This is a genomic window from Mumia sp. Pv4-285 (assembly GCF_041320275.1).
Taxonomy (GTDB): Bacteria; Actinomycetota; Actinomycetes; order Propionibacteriales; family Nocardioidaceae; genus Mumia; species Mumia qirimensis.
The window spans coordinates 596,659-612,214 of the sequence record NZ_CP162023.1 but is presented as its reverse complement, the minus strand read 5'-3'; the positions used below and the strand labels follow the sequence as shown (position 1 = coordinate 612,214).

15 protein-coding genes and 1 tRNA gene are annotated in these 15,556 nt (G+C 68.9%); 5 read left to right on the top strand and 11 right to left on the bottom strand.

All coding sequences use genetic code 11. The annotated features are described in order from the left end of the window. Window positions 1-75 precede the first annotated feature (75 nt). Window positions 76-1,161 (top strand): phosphate ABC transporter permease PstA, encoded by a 1,086-nt coding sequence (gene pstA, locus AB3M34_RS02940; RefSeq protein WP_370617588.1) that lies wholly within the window; start codon window positions 76-78, stop codon window positions 1,159-1,161. After that, window positions 1,158-2,030 (top strand): phosphate ABC transporter ATP-binding protein PstB, encoded by an 873-nt coding sequence (pstB, locus tag AB3M34_RS02935; RefSeq protein ID WP_370617587.1) that lies wholly within the window; start codon window positions 1,158-1,160, stop codon window positions 2,028-2,030. Before pstA ends, pstB begins: the two co-directional genes overlap by 4 nt. Window positions 2,031-2,099: 69 nt before the next feature. Here pstB and AB3M34_RS02930 read toward each other — a convergent pair whose 3' ends face one another. From AB3M34_RS02930 to AB3M34_RS02915, 4 genes are all read right to left on the bottom strand, one after another. Next, window positions 2,100-3,110 carry an inorganic phosphate transporter gene (locus AB3M34_RS02930; RefSeq protein WP_370617586.1) on the bottom strand — a complete coding sequence of 337 codons (1,011 nt, stop codon included), beginning with the start codon at window positions 3,108-3,110 and terminating at the stop codon, window positions 2,100-2,102. Between the two features lie 2 nt (window positions 3,111-3,112). After that, a complete protein-coding gene (locus tag AB3M34_RS02925; protein WP_370617585.1) occupies window positions 3,113-3,730 on the bottom strand; it encodes a DUF47 domain-containing protein in 618 nt (205 codons plus the stop codon). A gap of 126 nt (window positions 3,731-3,856) precedes the next feature. After that, window positions 3,857-4,024 carry a hypothetical protein gene (locus AB3M34_RS02920; RefSeq protein ID WP_370617584.1) on the bottom strand — a complete coding sequence of 56 codons (168 nt, stop codon included), beginning with the start codon at window positions 4,022-4,024 and terminating at the stop codon, window positions 3,857-3,859. Window positions 4,025-4,263: 239 nt separating this feature from the next. Then, window positions 4,264-4,336: transfer RNA gene (locus AB3M34_RS02915), tRNA-Lys, on the bottom strand. A 292-nt stretch (window positions 4,337-4,628) separates the two neighbouring features. Here AB3M34_RS02915 and AB3M34_RS02910 point away from each other — a divergent pair. Continuing rightward, window positions 4,629-4,907, top strand: a complete 279-nt coding sequence (locus AB3M34_RS02910; protein ID WP_370617583.1) for a hypothetical protein — start codon at window positions 4,629-4,631, stop codon at window positions 4,905-4,907. Window positions 4,908-4,916: 9 nt separating this feature from the next. Here AB3M34_RS02910 and AB3M34_RS02905 read toward each other — a convergent pair whose 3' ends face one another. Further along, the gene (locus AB3M34_RS02905; protein ID WP_370617582.1) at window positions 4,917-5,930 is read right to left on the bottom strand and encodes an NAD-dependent epimerase/dehydratase family protein; all 1,014 of its coding nucleotides are present in this window, start codon (window positions 5,928-5,930) and stop codon (window positions 4,917-4,919) included. 375 nt (window positions 5,931-6,305) lie between these two features. On the opposite strand from AB3M34_RS02905, the gene AB3M34_RS02900 reads away from it, so the two are divergent. Further along, window positions 6,306-7,163, top strand: coding sequence for an alpha/beta hydrolase family protein (locus AB3M34_RS02900; protein WP_370617581.1), 858 nt, complete (start codon window positions 6,306-6,308; stop codon window positions 7,161-7,163). 64 nt (window positions 7,164-7,227) lie between these two features. On the opposite strand, the gene AB3M34_RS02895 is transcribed toward AB3M34_RS02900, so the two are convergent. From AB3M34_RS02895 to AB3M34_RS02870, 6 genes are all read right to left on the bottom strand, one after another. Next, window positions 7,228-8,229 (bottom strand): TIGR00341 family protein, encoded by a 1,002-nt coding sequence (locus tag AB3M34_RS02895; RefSeq protein ID WP_370617580.1) that lies wholly within the window; start codon window positions 8,227-8,229, stop codon window positions 7,228-7,230. 69 nt (window positions 8,230-8,298) lie between these two features. Further along, complete coding sequence (locus AB3M34_RS02890) at window positions 8,299-9,306, bottom strand: sugar phosphate isomerase/epimerase family protein (RefSeq protein WP_370617579.1); 1,008 nt, start codon at window positions 9,304-9,306, stop codon at window positions 8,299-8,301. Further along, window positions 9,303-10,541, bottom strand: a complete 1,239-nt coding sequence (locus tag AB3M34_RS02885) for a Gfo/Idh/MocA family protein (RefSeq protein WP_370617578.1) — start codon at window positions 10,539-10,541, stop codon at window positions 9,303-9,305. The genes AB3M34_RS02890 and AB3M34_RS02885 overlap by 4 nt, the downstream gene beginning before the upstream one ends. An 87-nt stretch (window positions 10,542-10,628) precedes the next feature. After that, complete coding sequence (locus tag AB3M34_RS02880; RefSeq protein ID WP_370617576.1) at window positions 10,629-11,678, bottom strand: substrate-binding domain-containing protein; 1,050 nt, start codon at window positions 11,676-11,678, stop codon at window positions 10,629-10,631. 17 nt (window positions 11,679-11,695) lie between these two features. Then, entirely contained in the window at window positions 11,696-12,703 is a 1,008-nt protein-coding gene (locus AB3M34_RS02875) for an ABC transporter permease (protein ID WP_370617575.1), read from the bottom strand. Beyond that, complete coding sequence (locus tag AB3M34_RS02870) at window positions 12,700-14,235, bottom strand: sugar ABC transporter ATP-binding protein (RefSeq protein WP_370617574.1); 1,536 nt, start codon at window positions 14,233-14,235, stop codon at window positions 12,700-12,702. The genes AB3M34_RS02875 and AB3M34_RS02870 overlap by 4 nt, the downstream gene beginning before the upstream one ends. Before the next feature lie 110 nt (window positions 14,236-14,345). Here AB3M34_RS02870 and AB3M34_RS02865 point away from each other — a divergent pair, with 110 nt between their 5' ends. Continuing rightward, the gene (locus AB3M34_RS02865; protein ID WP_370617573.1) at window positions 14,346-15,551 is read left to right on the top strand and encodes an ROK family protein; all 1,206 of its coding nucleotides are present in this window, start codon (window positions 14,346-14,348) and stop codon (window positions 15,549-15,551) included. The last annotated feature ends 5 nt before the right edge of the window (window positions 15,552-15,556 follow it).

The following is a 15,556-nucleotide window of genomic DNA, read 5'->3' as shown; positions in this document are numbered from 1 at the left end:
CCGGAGCGGAGGTACGCCGAGGAACGAGGCGTGCCGGAGCGAGGTACCGCAGCGCTCAGGCAAGGAAGGCAACGCATGAGCACCACCGCACCTCCGGCGCCGAAGCGCGAGGACGCTCCCGCGCAGCTGAGCAGCTGGCACCACCCGCAGCTGCCACGCCGCTCGGGCTGGGTCGCGCTGGCGATCGCCGTCGTCCTCACGTCGGCGCTGCACGCCGGCCTCGGGCTCGCGCTCATCCCCTCGCTGCTCGCAGGCTGGGCCGTCGTCGTGGTCGGGTTCCCTCTCCTCTCGTACGCGGTCGAGGGCCGACGCAAGGCGTTCGACCGGCTCGTGACCGTCGTCGTCTCGAGCGCCTTCGCGCTGGCGATGGTCCCGCTCGTCTCCATCCTGTGGACCGTCGTCAAGAACGGCCTCCCAGTGCTCGCGCCGGAGTTCTTCTCGTACTCCATGCGCAACGTCGTCGGCGAGGGTGGCGGCATCTACCACGCGATCTGGGGCACGGTCATCATCACCGCCGCCACCGCCGCGATGTCGGTGCCGTTGGGACTGCTGACCGCGATCTACCTCGTCGAGTACGGCGGTGATGGCCGCCTCGCGAAGGCCATCCGCTTCCTCGTCGACGTCATGACGGGCATCCCGTCGATCGTCGCCGGCCTCTTCGCCTACGCCCTGTTCGTCGTCTTCTTCGGACCAGGGGTTCGGATGGGCTTCGCCGGCGCGGTCGCCCTGACGGTGCTGATGACGCCGGTGGTGGTGCGTTCGTCGGAGGAGATGCTCCAGCTCGTGCCCAACGAGCTGCGGGAGGCGGCGTACGCGCTGGGTGTCCCCCGCTGGCGGACGATCGTCAAGGTGGTGCTGCCGACGGCGATGGCCGGTCTGGTCACCGGCATCACGCTGGCCGTCGCGCGCGTGATCGGCGAGACGGCGCCGCTCCTCATCACCGTGGGGATCACCGACTCGACCAACTTCAACCTGTTCGACGGACGCATGGCGACGCTGCCGGTGTTCACCTACAGCTCCATCATGAGCCCCGGCGTCCCGCCGGAGCCCTCCATCGCACGGGCCTGGGGTGCCGCACTCGTGCTGATGCTGATCGTCATGGCTCTCAACCTCGTGGCGCGCCTCGTGACCTACTTCTTCTCTCCCAAGGACAAGCGATGAGCATGCGATCCGTACTCCGCGAGTCCGTCCCGGCGACGGCTCCCCGCACCACGTCCGCGAGCGCCGCCGACGGTCCCGGTTCGCGCCGGCCGGCCATCGGCATCGACGTCGAGGACCTCGACATCTACTATGGCGACGTCCACGCGGTCCGCGGCATCACGCTGGCGATCCAGGCGCAGTCGGTCACCGCCATCATCGGCCCGTCGGGGTGCGGGAAGTCGACCTTCCTGCGCTCGTTGAACCGCATGCACGAGGTCGCTCCCGGTGCGCGGGTCGACGGCACCGTCCGTGTCGACGGCCGTGACCTGTACGCCCCGGGTGTCGACCCGGTGCTCGTACGCCGGGAGATCGGGATGGTCTTCCAGCGGCCGAACCCGTTCCCGACGATGTCGATCAAGGACAACGTCCTTGCGGGTGTCCGCCTCAACGGTGCTCGTCTCAAGAAGGACGAGGCCGACACGATCGCCGAGCGGTCGCTGCGTGGCGCCAACCTCTGGGACGAGGTCAAGGACCGGCTCAACCGACCCGGTGCCGGGCTGTCGGGCGGTCAGCAGCAGCGACTCTGCATCGCGCGCGCGATCGCCGTCGAGCCGCAGGTGCTGCTCATGGACGAGCCCTGCTCCGCGCTCGACCCGATCTCGACCAGCGCGATCGAGGACCTCATCGGTCAGCTCAAGAACGACTACACGATCGTGATCGTCACGCACAACATGCAGCAGGCTGCACGGGTGTCCGACGAGACCGCGTTCTTCAACCTGGCCGGGGTGGGTGAGCCGGGACAGCTCATCGAGTCGGGCCCGACCACGAAGATCTTCTCCAACCCCGACAACTCGTCGACCGAGGCCTACATCACCGGCCGCTTCGGCTGACGGACAGCACGGAGGGCGCCCATCCGACGCGGGGGTCGGTGGGCGCCCTTCGTTTGTCGTGCGGGCTGCCTACGGCAGGAAGAGTGCGCAGATCCAGTAGGTGATCGCAGCGACGGTGGCCGCCGCGGGGATGGTCACGATCCACGCGGTGACGATGCCGCGGGCGACGCCCCAGCGGACCGCGCTGAACCGCTTGGTCGCTCCGGCACCCATGATCGACGACGTGATGGTGTGGGTCGTCGAGACCGGCGCGTGGAGGCCGATCGCCATCACGTAGAGCACGCTCGCAGCGACCGCTTCCGAGGCGAAGCCGCGGGCCGGGTCGAGGTGGATGATCCGTCGACCGAGCGTCCGCATGATGCGCCAACCACCGGAGTACGTACCGAGCGAGATCGCTGCTGCGGCGCTCGCCATCACCCAGATCGGGATGTCGTCGCCTTCGGAGACGTAGCCGCCGGCGAGCAGCGCCAGGAACATGACACCCATCGTCTTCTGGGCGTCCTGCAGGCCGTGGCCGAGTGCCATCGCGGCTGCCGACACGGTCTGTGCGAGACGGAAGCCGCGCATCGTCCGCTGCGGGTTGCGGTTCTTGAAGATCCACATGATCGCCAGCATCAGCAGGAAGGCGCCGCTGAAGCCGATCAGCGGCGACACGACCATCGGGATCGCGACCTTGTCGACGACCGTGGGCCAGTCGACGGTGCTCGCCGAGGCCACACCGGCACCGACCAGACCGCCGATCAGCGCGTGCGACGACGACGACGGAAGCCCGAAGTACCAGGTGATGAGGTTCCAGACGATCGCGCCGACGAGGGCACTGAGCACCACGGTGAGACCGTGGTTGCCTGCGCCCTCGACACCTGAGGAGATGATGCTGCCGACGGTGTCGGCGACCTCCGTGCCGAGGAACGCCCCGATGAAGTTCATGATCGCGGCCATCAGGAGCGCGATGCGCGGTGTCAGTGCCCGGGTGGACACGGACGTCGCGATCGCGTTGGCCGCATCGTGGAAGCCGTTGGTGTAGTCGAAAGCCAGCGCGAGGCTGACCACGAGGATCACCATGAGCAGGGTGAGATCCACCCTCAGGACTCCTTGACTGCGATCTGCTCGACCGTGTTGGCCACGGACTCGAGTGCGTCGACGGCGTCCTCGAGCGACTCGACGACGTCCTTGAGCTTCATGACCTCGAGCGCCTTGTACTCACCGGAGAAGAGCTTGGCGAGGATGCGGCGGTAGTCACGGTCGGCCTGGTTCTCGAGGCGGTTGATCTCGATCCAGTACTCGGAGAGGTCGGTCATGGTCCGCAGCCGGGGCATGGCCTCGGCAGTCAGCTCGCAGCCTCGCTGGATGACCTCGACCATCGACGCCATCCGCGACGGGAGCACGTCGAGGTCATAGAGCACGACCAGGTCGCCGGCCTCGTCGATGAAGTCCATGACATCGTCGAGACTGCTTGCGAGCTTGTAGATGTCCTCGCGGTCGAACGGGGTCACGAAGGTCTGGTTCACGCGGTTGATGATGGCGTGTGTCGCGTCGTCCGCGGCGTGCTCGACCTCGCTGAGCTGCTTCGCGATCGCGTCTCGGTCGGACGTCTCGTCGAGCATCTTCGCGAGCAGGTTCGCGCCGTCCACGAGGTGGCCGGCGAGCTCGGTGAAGAGGTCGTAGAACGTTGTATCAGTCGGTCGGAATTTCAACCGCACGACAAGCTCCCGTCAGGGGGTGGGTAAGGCCGGATCAATGGTAGGTCCTGGGTCCCAACCATGCGCATCTCACCCTACGCGTGCACGTGGGTGACTGTGACGGGGCTTACTAAAGCTTGGGGAGCGTCAGGCGACGTTGCGGCGCGGGCGAACCCCGAGGATCTCATCGACGACCTGCTGGCTGAGGCGCTCCGACGCGGCCGACGCAGCAATCATCAGGTTGCTGGTCATCTCGATCTCGTCGAGCACATCCTGATCACGCAGACGGACGTCCAAGGGTTCGGGCGATGCCACCACGGTCTCCCTTCACGCGTCGTCGAACAGCAGTTCACCTTCAGGTTACGGGGTCGGCGGAGGTTGCGTCGGGCGGATCGACGAATCCGAGGAAAGTCGACTGATGCAGGTCCCGATCGCGCGCCACGGCTCGCCGATGGCCCGCGATTGGGGCGCGGGACGACGACATCCGTCGCGTATCCGGGGCTGGGAACCGGAAACCGCTCCGCGCAGCGACGTCGTGAGCCACGACCTCCAGGTGGGCCCCGTGGGGATCGAACCCACAACCCGCGGATTAAAAGTCCGCTGCTCTGCCAGTTGAGCTAGAGGCCCTGATTCCTGGCGGTCAGTATGCCGCATCCGATCTGGCGCGCTGCCCGTGGACGGCGACACGGTCGCTCCGCCGCGGGCACTCCGGGTCTGTCCGCCTTACAGTCATGCCATGGGTAAGCGCCCCGTACGCCCGAGGCCTCTCGGCCGATGGATGCGCTTCTTCTGGTTCTGCAGCGTCGTGAGCCTGTGCACGTCGGGGATTCTCAGTGCAGTCGATGGGGCCGCTCGAACTGCCTTTGCGTCGTATGCGAGCACAGCAGCGATGGTTTCGGGCTCCGTCATGGCGCAGCGCTTGTCACGACGCGGCCTGGATCCGCTCGCATTCGTCAAGGCCACGGCGGCCACGCGCGTCGTCGCTTCGGCCTGGTTCTTGCTCTTCGCCTTGGTGTTCCTCGTCGGCCTGATCGGCATCCTGCACCCTGACATCGGACCAGGATCGGCTCTGGGATTCTTGAGCGGCGCCTTCGGGCAGAACCTGGCCACGCTCCTAGGGTTCGCCTCACTGCTCGCGATCGTGGGACCCGGCTACACCGAGTACCGAGAAGGCATGGCGGCAGGCCTTCGCACTTGATGCGGCTGGTCAGGGGAACGAGGCGTCGGGCTCCAGCGGCGGCAGGTCGGATCCCGCACCCTCGCGCGCACCGGTCAGCATCGCCTCGAGGGCGGAAGCAGCGGAGTGGTGCGGCATCCATCCGAGCTCGGCCTTCGCCCGCGCCGTCCCGAGGACGGGGATGCGGAGCAGCGCATCGAAGAGATCACCTGGCGCTCCGACCAGCCGCACCCGCCACGCCGCCTCGATGCCGCCGCGGACGAGGCGGGCCGGGACGTCGAACGGCTTGGCGTCGAGGATCCGCCCGAGGTCGTCCCGTCGCAGCAGGTCGTCGGCGGCCACGTTGAACGCGCCGTGGACGGGTCGCTCGACCGTCTCCGCGTACGCCCGGGCGAGGTCGCCGGCGTGAACCGCCTGCAGGCGGAGCCCGCGGGGGATCGGGACGACGGGCAGCAACCTCCGGTCGAGCATCCAAGGCCGCAGCGCCGGCGCACCGAAGATCCGCCGCTGCTCGGACGCAGCCGAGCGTTGGAAGACGAAGGCAGGGCGGACGCGTACGACCCGTACGTCGGGCCGCTGGGCCCCGAACGCATCGAGGAGTCGCTCCACGTACGCCTTCTCGCGGCAGTACGACGCAGGCGAGGGACCGTCGGTAGGCCAGTCCTCGTCGACGGGGTGGTCGTCCTCGGCAGGAGAGTAGGCGGCGACCGACGAGGCGCAGACGACCACCGGCACCTTGGTGCGCGCTGCCGCCTGAAGGACGCGGCGGGTGCCGATCGCATTCGCGCGCCAGGTGGTGTCGGGGTCATGGGTCGGCTGGAACATCCAGGCCAGGTGGACGAGAGCGTCGCAGCCTTCGAACAACGGGTCGAGCAGGTCCTCGGCCACGTCTGCGGCGTGCCAGCGGACCGACCCCTCCTGCGGGTCGTGCGGGAGGTCGGGGGTACGGCGTGCGACTCCGACGAGGTCGTGGCCGCGGCTGGCGAGCTCGCGCAGCAGCGCGCTGCCCACGTTCCCACTGGCCCCTGTCACCACGACGCGCACGAACCGCTCCCTTCGTCGCGGAGGAAGTACCCGGCGCCTGCGGGGTCAAACGGCGCTCGGAGTGCCGCCGCGACGGAACAGCGTCCGCTGGGCGAAAGTGACCGGTCTCACATTCGCTCGGAACCCACCCGGACAACCCACGGCGTCTCAATTCCCCGGCATAACAGTGTTCGGTAAATCGCTACTTCAGCCGGAGATTCTTCGCATCACACTTCGCTAAGCAAGCGCTTAGTCACCAAGTAACCGGGCGTGACAAAAAGTCCTACGGGTTTGTTGCGCGGTCTGTAACAGGCCCGTTAACGTCCCCTTCCACCGAGCGGCGACCTCGACCGTCGAGGGGTTCTCGGAGCCGCCGAATCGAGAAGGAGAACGAGCATGTTGAAGCATCTCGCGGTCAGGATCGTGGGTGTCCTCGCGGTCGTGTCCCTCCCCTTCGTCGGCGTCACCGCACCAGCGGCGAACGCGGTCGAGAACGGGCCCGCCCCCACGGCGACGAACATCCTCGCCAACGGCACGTACGGCGTGAGCACCACGTCGGTCTCGAGCCTGTCCGCCAGCGGGTTCGGCGGCGGCGAAATCTACTACCCGTCGACCGGCAGCGGCTACGGAGCCGTCGTCTTCTCCCCCGGCTTCACGGCGCGGGCCAGCCAGTACTCCGGGCTCGCGCGTCGCGTGGCGTCCCACGGCTTCGTCGTCCTGGTGATCGACACGAACAGCACCCTGGACCAGCCCGACAGCCGCGGCCGCCAGATCCTCGCGGGCGTCGACTACCTCACGGAGCGCAGCTCGGTCCGCACCCGGCTCGACGCCTCCCGTGTCGCGGTCGCCGGCCACTCGATGGGAGGCGGCGGCACGCTGTACGCCGCTGAGAACGGTGGGTCGAACGTCAAGGCCGCGGTCGCGCTGCAGCCCTGGCACACCGACAAGACCTGGAGCGGCATCGACATCCCGACCATGATCATCGGCGCCGAGTCCGACACCATCGCTGCGGTCGGCTCGCACGCGGAGCGCTTCTACGCCACGCTCACCGGAGCGCCCGAGAGGGCCTACGCCGAGCTCGACAACGAGTCCCACCTGGCCGCGAACACCAACCCGAACGACCAGGGCGCTGTCATGATCAGCTGGCTCAAGCGCTACCTCGACACCGACACGCGCTACTCGTCGATCCTGTGCCCGCTGCCCTCGACCGTGTCGTCGCAGCTGTCGGAGTACCGCAACACCTGCCCGGCCTGACCTCCAAGCTGGTTCCCCCTCCGGACAGCGACGCCCCGGCACCTCCCGCCGGGGCGTCGCTGTGTCAGTCTCCGACGACGCCCGCCTCGATCTCCTCGCCCTGGGTCGTCACGACGCTGACCTTCGCACCGTCCGGAACCTCCCCTTCGAGCCCAGCCAGCAGGTCGTCGGCGGGTGGCAGCTCGCCGGCCGCGCGGACGTGGACGACGAACACGCGGGACCGGGTCTCGACCTGTGTCACGGCGGCACCGTCGACCTGCGAGATCCACTCCTCTGCGACGCTCTCGACCCGACCGGCCCAGTTCGCGAGGACGATCGTGACGATCGTGTTGACGACGAGCGGGACCGTCACGGCGACGACCAGGACGGTGAGCGTGACCCGGGTCTTGCGCGCCGAGCGCCGGGCGCTGTCGAGCGAGTCTGCCGCGTAGCCGAGCGCAGCGAACACCAACGTCCCGGCGAGCACCAGCGCGAGCAGGTTCGAGAGGAAGAGGAGCAACGCACCGATCGCGAGCTCCACGTCTCCCAGGCCGAGGCAGACCCCGACCACGGCCAGCGGCGGCACGAGGGAGATCGCAATGGCCACCCCCGGGAGGACGGCCGCGACGTCGCGGCGGGCGAGCCCGACCGCTCCTGCGAGTCCGGTCGCCACCGCCGCGATCAGGTCGAGCACGTCCGGCGAGGTGCGCCCGATGATCTGGCCGTTCTCGTGGACGTCGTAAGAGCCGGGAAGGAAGAACGAGAAGAGCAGTCCGATGACCACCACCACTGCTGATCCCGCGGCGACCAGGATGAGCGCCCGTGTCGGCTGCCGCTTCACGATCGCGAGCGCAGTGCCCATGATCGGCGTGGAGAGCGGAGCGATGATCATGGCCCCGATCACCGTCGCGGTCGAGTCGGCGAGCACACCCGCCGAGGCGATCACGCCGGAGAGCACCAGCATCGTCCAGAACGCCGAGCTCTTGGACGCGACGTCGCCGGCACCCGGGTCGAGCTCGAGCGTCAGCTCCTCGAGCGTACGACGCTGCGACGGCGGCAGGACCTTGGTACGAAGCTGGTCGATCATGGACGGAGTATCGCGTGCCGGCGACCGCGTTCGATCAGAAGGACATGGATCGACGTCCCGCTCGCGGCGTCAGTCCTTGGTGCTGAACGCCGCGTCGAACGCCGCCTCGGGAGCGTCGAACAGGTTGGCCTTCACGAACGCCAACGCCTCGGGCGCACCAAGGAGACGGTCCATGCCGGCGTCCTCCCACTCGATCGACACCGGGCCGTCGTAGCCGATCGTGTTGAGCATGCGGAAGCACGCCTCCCACGGGACGTCACCGCGTCCCGTGGAGACGAAGTCCCAGCCGCGGCGCGGATCCGCCCAGGGCAGGTGCGAGCCGAGCCGCCCGTTGCGACCGTTGCCGACCTGCTTCTTCGCGTCCTTGCAGTCGACGTGGTAGATCCGGTCCTTGAAGTCCCAGAGGAAGCCGAGCGGGTCGAGGTCCTGCCACACGAAGTGCGACGGGTCCCAGTTGAGCCCGAACGCCTCGCGGTGACCGATGGCCTCGAGCGTCCGCACGGTGGTCCAGTAGTCGTACGCGATCTCGCTCGGGTGCACCTCGTGCGCGAACCGCACGCCCTCCTCGTCGAAGACGTCGAGGATCGGGTTCCAGCGGGTCGCGAAGTCCTCGTAGCCGGCGTCGACCATCGCCTCCGATGCCGGCGGGAACATCGCGACGTACTTCCAGATCGACGAGCCCGTGAAGCCGACAACGGTGTCGACCCCGAGCAGCCGTGCAGCACGGGCGGTGTTCTTCATCTCCTCGGCGGCACGCTGGCGTACGCCTTCGGGGTCGCCGTCCCCCCAGATGCGGTCGGGAAGGATGTCGCGGTGCCGCTGGTCGATCGGGTCGTCGCAGACCGCCTGGCCCTTGAGGTGGTTGGAGATCGCGTAGACCTTCAGGCCGTACTGGTCGAGCAGGTCGAGCTTCGCCTGGACGTAGCCGTCCTCCTCCACGGCAGCCCACGGGTCGAAGTGGTCCCCCCAGCACGCGATCTCGAGCCCGTCGTAGCCCCATCCGGCGGCAAGACGTGCCACCTCCTCGAACGGAAGATCGGCCCACTGGCCGGTGAAGAGCGTGATCGGTCGCGTCATGATGCCTCTCCTTGGGGGGTCGCGGGCGTGCCCGCGCCAACGGGTGCTGAGTCGTGGGGGACCTTCTGCTGACGGGAGTCGTCGTCGGAGCTCGCCTCCACAGCGGCGAGCACACGCTGCACAGCCAGTCCGTCGGCGAAGGACGGAGTCGGCTGCTCACCGGACGCGATGGCGTTCACGATGTCGACGACCTGGTGCGTGAAGCCGTGCTCGTAGCCGAGTCCGTGACCGGGGGGCCACCAGGCGGCGGCGTACGGGTGGCTCGGTTCCGTGACGACGATGCGGCGGAAACCGGCCGTCTCGGCAGGCTCCGACGCGTCGTACAGGTTGAGGATGTTCATCTCCTCGAAGTCGAACGCGAGCGCCCCGCCCGACCCGCTGATCTCGATCCGGAGGGCGTTCTTGCGGCCGGTGGCGAAGCGGGTCGCCTCGAAGATGCCGAGGGCGCCGTTGTCGAAGCGGGCGGTGAAGGCCGCGGCATCGTCGACCGTGACCGGCCCGCGCTCACCGTTCGCGGCGCCACTGCCGCCGAGCGTGCTGTGCTCCCCGGCGATCGGGCGGCTGTCGACGAAGGTCTGCATCACGCCGCTGACGGAGGTGATCCAGGAGTCGGTGATGAACTGCGCGGCGTCGACGATGTGCGCGCCGATGTCACCCAGCGCGCCGGACCCGGCGAGCGACTTGTCGAGGCGCCACGTCAACGGACTGTCGGGGTCCACCAGCCAGTCCTGCAGGTAGTGCGCGCGGACGTGGCGGATCGTGCCGAGCCTCCCCGCGCGTACGAGCTGGCGGGCCAGCGACAGGGCCGGCGTACGGCGGTAGGTGAAGCCGACCATCGCGAAGACGCCGTGGGTCGCGGCCTCGGCAGCGGCGGCCGCCATCTGCTCCGCCTCCTCCACCGTGTTGGCGAGCGGCTTCTCGCAGAGCACGTGCTTGCCGGCGCGCAGGGCGGCGACGGCGATCTCGACGTGTGTGCTGCCCGGGGTGCAGATGTCGATCAGGTCGATGTCGTCGCGCTCGATCAATGCGTGCCAGTCCGTCTCGACCGACTCCCAGCCGAAGCGCTCGGCCACGACGCCTGCCGCGGACGCGTCTCGACCACACAGGGCGGTGAGCCGGGGCTTGAGGGGGAGGTCGAAGAACGACGGAGCGGTGCGCCAGGCCTGGGAGTGCGCGGCACCCATGAAGGCGTAGCCCACCTGGCCGACGCGGAGCTCGCGAGACGTGTCTGACATGGGATTCCTTCGGTCCGAGGGGGGCGTCTGCGCTGGGTTGCGGTGCGCCCCGCCCGCAGGAGTCGGAGCGGGGCGCACCGCCGTCGATCAGGACTCGAAGGCCGAGTCCATGTACTGGTCGACGTTCTCCTTGGTGACGATCGGCGCGGACAGCTGGATCACGCGCGGGACCTCCACCTCGGCAAGGTCCGACATCGACTTGCCCTGGGCGATGAGGCGCGCGAGCTTGATGCCGTCAGCACCCTGCGTCGACGGGTAGATGACCGTCGCCTTGAGGACGGTGTCGTCCGCCTCGATCATGCGCATCACGTTGGCCGAGCCGGCGCCGCCGACCATGACGAACTCGTCACGACCCGCGTTCTCGATCGCCGCCATGACGCCGACACCCTGGTCGTCGTCGTGGTTCCAGAGGTAGTCGATCTTGGGGGCGGCCTGGAGCAGGTTGGCTGCCGCACGCTCACCGGACTCCACCGTGAACTCGGCGGCGACCCGGTTGGAGACCTTGAGACCGCAGTCCTTCAGCGCGTCGGAGAACCCGCGCGAACGGTCCTGCGTCAGCGGGAGCGAGTCGATGCCCGCGATCTCGGCCACGACGGCGTCGGTGTTGCCGTCGGCCTGCTCGCAGATGAAGCGACCGGCGGAGACGCCCATGCCGTAGTTGTCACCGAGGACGGTCGAACGGGCCGCGAACGGCGAGTCGAACTCGCGATCGACGTTGATCACCGGGATGCCGGCCTCCATCGCCCGGGTGGCGACGTCGGTCATGGCCGCGCCGTCGAACGGCAGCAGCACGATGGCGTCGACCTCGTCGTTGATGAAGGTCTCCACCTGCGAGATCTGCAGGTTGACGTCGTTGGTGCCCTCGGCGTTGATCAGCTCCACGTCCTCGAACGCGTCGGCCTGGTCGACGGCCGCGGAGGTGATCGCGCCCATCCAGCCGTGGTCGGCTGCAGGTGCGGAGAAACCGATGCGTACGGTGTCCCCGGCCTCCGCGTTGTCGCCGGAGCCGGTGTTGGAAGCGTTGGAGGTGTCGTCGCCGTCGTCTGAGCTGTTGGTGCAGGCGGTGAGTGCGAGAGGCACTGCTGCGATCAGTCCGGCGATCGCGATCAGCCGCCGGCGCGGGGTGGTGGTGGACATGCCGTCTCCTCGGTGAGTTAGGTGCTGCGGTTCGCCAGTCGCTGCTGGAGGAGCACTGCGACGACGATGATCACGCCCTTGGCGACGGCCTGGACGGACGTCGACAAGTTGTTGAGCGTGAAGACATTGGTGAGGGTGGTGAAGATCAGCACGCCGAACAGCGTGCCGGTCACGGTGCCGCGGCCGCCGCTGAGCAGCGTGCCGCCGATCACGACCGCGGCGATCGCGTCGAGCTCCCACATCAGGCCGTGGGTCGACGAACCGGTCTGCGTGCGTGACATGAGCATCACCGCGGCGAGGCCGCAGGTGGCGCCGAGCAGGGCGTACAGGTAGACGGTGTGGCGCTGGACCTTGATGCCCGCGAGACGGGCCGCCTCGGTGTTGCCGCCGACCGCGAAGGTGCGCCGGCCGAAGGTGGTGCGGTTCAGGAGGAACCAGCCGAGCACGACGACCACCGCGAAGATGTAGACGATCACGGGGATGCCGAGCGGACGCGCACCGAGGGCGTCCTTGAACGCCTGGTCGCGGATGATCTGAGTCTTGCGGTCGGCGATGATCTCGGCGAGCCCGCGGGCGCTGGCGAGCATCGCCAACGTCGCGATGAACGGGACGATCTTGCCGTACGCGATGAGCAGCCCGTTGATGAGGCCGCAGGCGATGCCGACCCCGATCGCGGTCGTGACGATCACGATCCAGCCGACGCTCTCGGCCATCGCCTGGGTGCCCGTGGTGGACGCCCAGACCGAAGACAGAGCGACGATCGCGCCGACCGAGAGGTCGATGCCGCCGCCGGTGATGACGAAGGTCATGCCGATCGCGACCACGCCGATCGCCGACGCGAGGCTGAGGATCGTGATGATGTTGTTGCTGCTCGCGAAGCGGTCGCCGGCAGTGATCAGGCCGACGACGCAGAGCACCACCAGCGCCACCACGAGCCCGAGGTTGCGCGCGATCCCGAGGGACCGCGTCCTTTCAGGCGTCGCAGTCGTCTGCTGGGTGCTTCCCGCCACCGATGAGGTACTCACGCGGCGTCACCTTTCGTGTCGTGGCTGGATGTTTCGTGGGTGGCGAGCACCCGGTCGAGCACGGTGTGTGCGTCGAGCTGGTCGGCAGGCGCCGAGTGGACGATGCGACCGTCGGCGACGACCATCGCGCGGTCCGAGAGGCCGAGGACCTCCTCGATGTCGCTGGACACGACGACGACGGCGACCCCCTCGTCGGCGAGCCGGCGGATGAGCGCGTAGATCTCGCTGCGCGCCCCGACGTCGACGCCACGGGTCGGCTCGTCGAGCAGCAGCACGCGGCACGATCGCAGCAACCAACGGGCCAGGACGACCTTCTGCTGGTTGCCGCCCGAGAGTGTGCGCGTGACGCGGTCCGGGTCGGCCGGTCGGACGTCGACCGTCCGTGCCACCTCCGCCGCGGCGGAGCGCTCCGCGGAGTCGCGGGTCGCCCCCATCCTCGAGAAGCGGGGCAGGCTGGCGAGCGAGATGTTGCGGTAGACCGCCTCGTCGAGGACCAGGCCCTGGGACTTGCGCTCCTCAGGACAGAGCCCGATGCCCGCGGCGACGGCCGAGTCGACCGACCCGCGGCGGAGCCGGCGACCGTCTACGGTGACGGAACCGTGGTCGGCACGCCGTGCGCCGTAGACGGTCTCGACGATCTCGCTGCGGCCGGCGCCGACGAGCCCGGCGAACCCGACGATCTCTCCCGGGCGCACCTCGAAGGAGACGTCCTCGAACTCTCCGTCGCGTCCCAGCCCCTCGACCACGAGCAGCGGAGCGACGTCGGGCAGCGGGGTCGTACGGCGGGGGTACTCGGCGGAGATCTCACGCCCGGTCATCAGTGAGATCAGCTCTGCGGTCGGTGTCTCGCGCGCCGAGAGGTCGGACGCGACGGTGCGGCCGTCCTTGAGCACGGTGAGCCGGTCGCCGATCCGGCGGATCTCCTCCAACCGGTGCGAGATGTAGATGATCGCCTTGCCGCGCGCCCGAAGATCCTCGATGACGCGGAACAGGCCGTCGACCTCGTCGGGGTCGAGCACGGCCGACGGCTCGTCCATCACGATCACCTGCGCCTGGCGGGAGAGCGCCCTGGCCATCGAGACGATCTGCTTGCCGGCGGCAGAGAGGCTGCCGGTCTCGCGCGACGGCCGGATCTCGGGGTGACCGAGGGAGTTGAGCAGCTCGCGTGCCGCGCGGTTCGCCTCGCCGACCCGCGCGAAGCCGAACCGGCTCTTCTCGTGGCCGAGGAAGATGTTGTCGGTGACGCTGAGCCCGTCGACCAGGTCGAGCTCCTGGTAGATCGTCGCGATGCCGGCGCCGAGGGCGGCCTGCGGATCGCTGAAGGTCACGGGCTCGCCGTCCATGACGATCTCGCCTGCGTCCGGGTTGTAGGCACCGGCGAGGACCTTGATCAGGGTCGACTTGCCCGCGCCGTTCTGGCCGAGGAGGCAGTGGACCTCTCCGGCGCGGACCACGAGGTCGACACCGTCGAGCGCCCGCACACCGGGGAACTCTTTGACGATGCCCGTCAGCTGGAGCAATGGGCCTGGCATGGGCGTGATGCTAGTCACAGGCAATGTCGATCGTCAAGCAAAAGTCAGACGAACGTCGACATACTTATGTTGGACTTGACTCCAGAAGTTCACGTGGGAGACTCGTCCCCATGGATCCGTTCGTGCCGCAGGCGAGCTCGGCGACTGCAGCCAGCGAGGTGTTCCAGCTGATGCGGGACGGGCGCCCACGGACGAAGGCGGAGATCGCCGAGGCCACCTCGCTCGCGCGGTCGACCGTCTCGGCGCGGCTCGACCTCCTGCTGGCGACCGGCCTCCTCGTCCCCGTCGGGGAAGCAGCCTCCACCGGCGGCCGACCTCCCGCGCGCTTCGCGATGAACACCAGCTCGTTCGCCGTGCTCGCCGTCGACCTCGGCGCCAGCCACGCGACCGTGGCGCTCACCGACCTCGCCGGCGAGATCCTCGACGAGGTGAGTGTCGCGAGCGACATCACCGAAGGACCGCAGCCGGTGCTCGACCGCGTCGTCGACCTCGGCGAGAGCCTCCTGGTGGCGCACGGCCTGACCCCGGAGTCGCTGGCCGGCATCGGCGTCGGCGCCCCCGGACCCGTCGAGCACTCCACCGGACGCCCCGCGAACCCGCCGATCATGCCCGGGTGGCACGACTTCGACATCCCCGGCTACCTGAGCACGTCGTTCCCCGTCCCCGTCCTCGTCGACAACGACGTCAACGTGATGGCGCTCGGCGAGCACACGGCGCACTGGCCGGAGACCGACGACCTGCTCTTCGTCAAGGTCGCGACCGGCATCGGGTCGGGCATCATCTCCAACCGCCGTCTGGTCCGCGGTGCGCTCGGGACCGCGGGCGACCTCGGCCACGTCCAGGTCAGCGGCAAGGGCGAGGACGTGGCGTGCCGGTGCGGCAACCTCGGCTGCCTCGAGGCGGTGGCGGCCGGTCCCGCGATCGCCAAGCAGCTCGCGGACCTCGACATCGGGGTGGCAACCCCCCAGGACGTGGTCGACGCCGTCGAGCGGGGTGAGGTCGAGGCGGTCCGTGCCGTACGCGAGGCCGGACGCGCGATCGGCAGCGTCCTCGCGACGTGCGTCAGCCTGCTCAACCCGTCGGTGGTCGTCATCGGGGGCTCCCTCGCCGCGACCGGCGAATACCTGCTCGCAGGGATCCGCGAGGTCGTCTACCAGCGCTCGCTCCCGCTGGCCACGCACCAGCTGCGGATCGTCAGCTCGTCGATGCGCGGGCGCGAGGCCGTGCTCGGTGCCGCCGCGATGGTGATCGAAGAGGTTCTGTCGCCGCGCTCCGTCGACGGGCTCGTCGAGCGCCGCAGCCGCGCCAGCGCCTGAGCCGC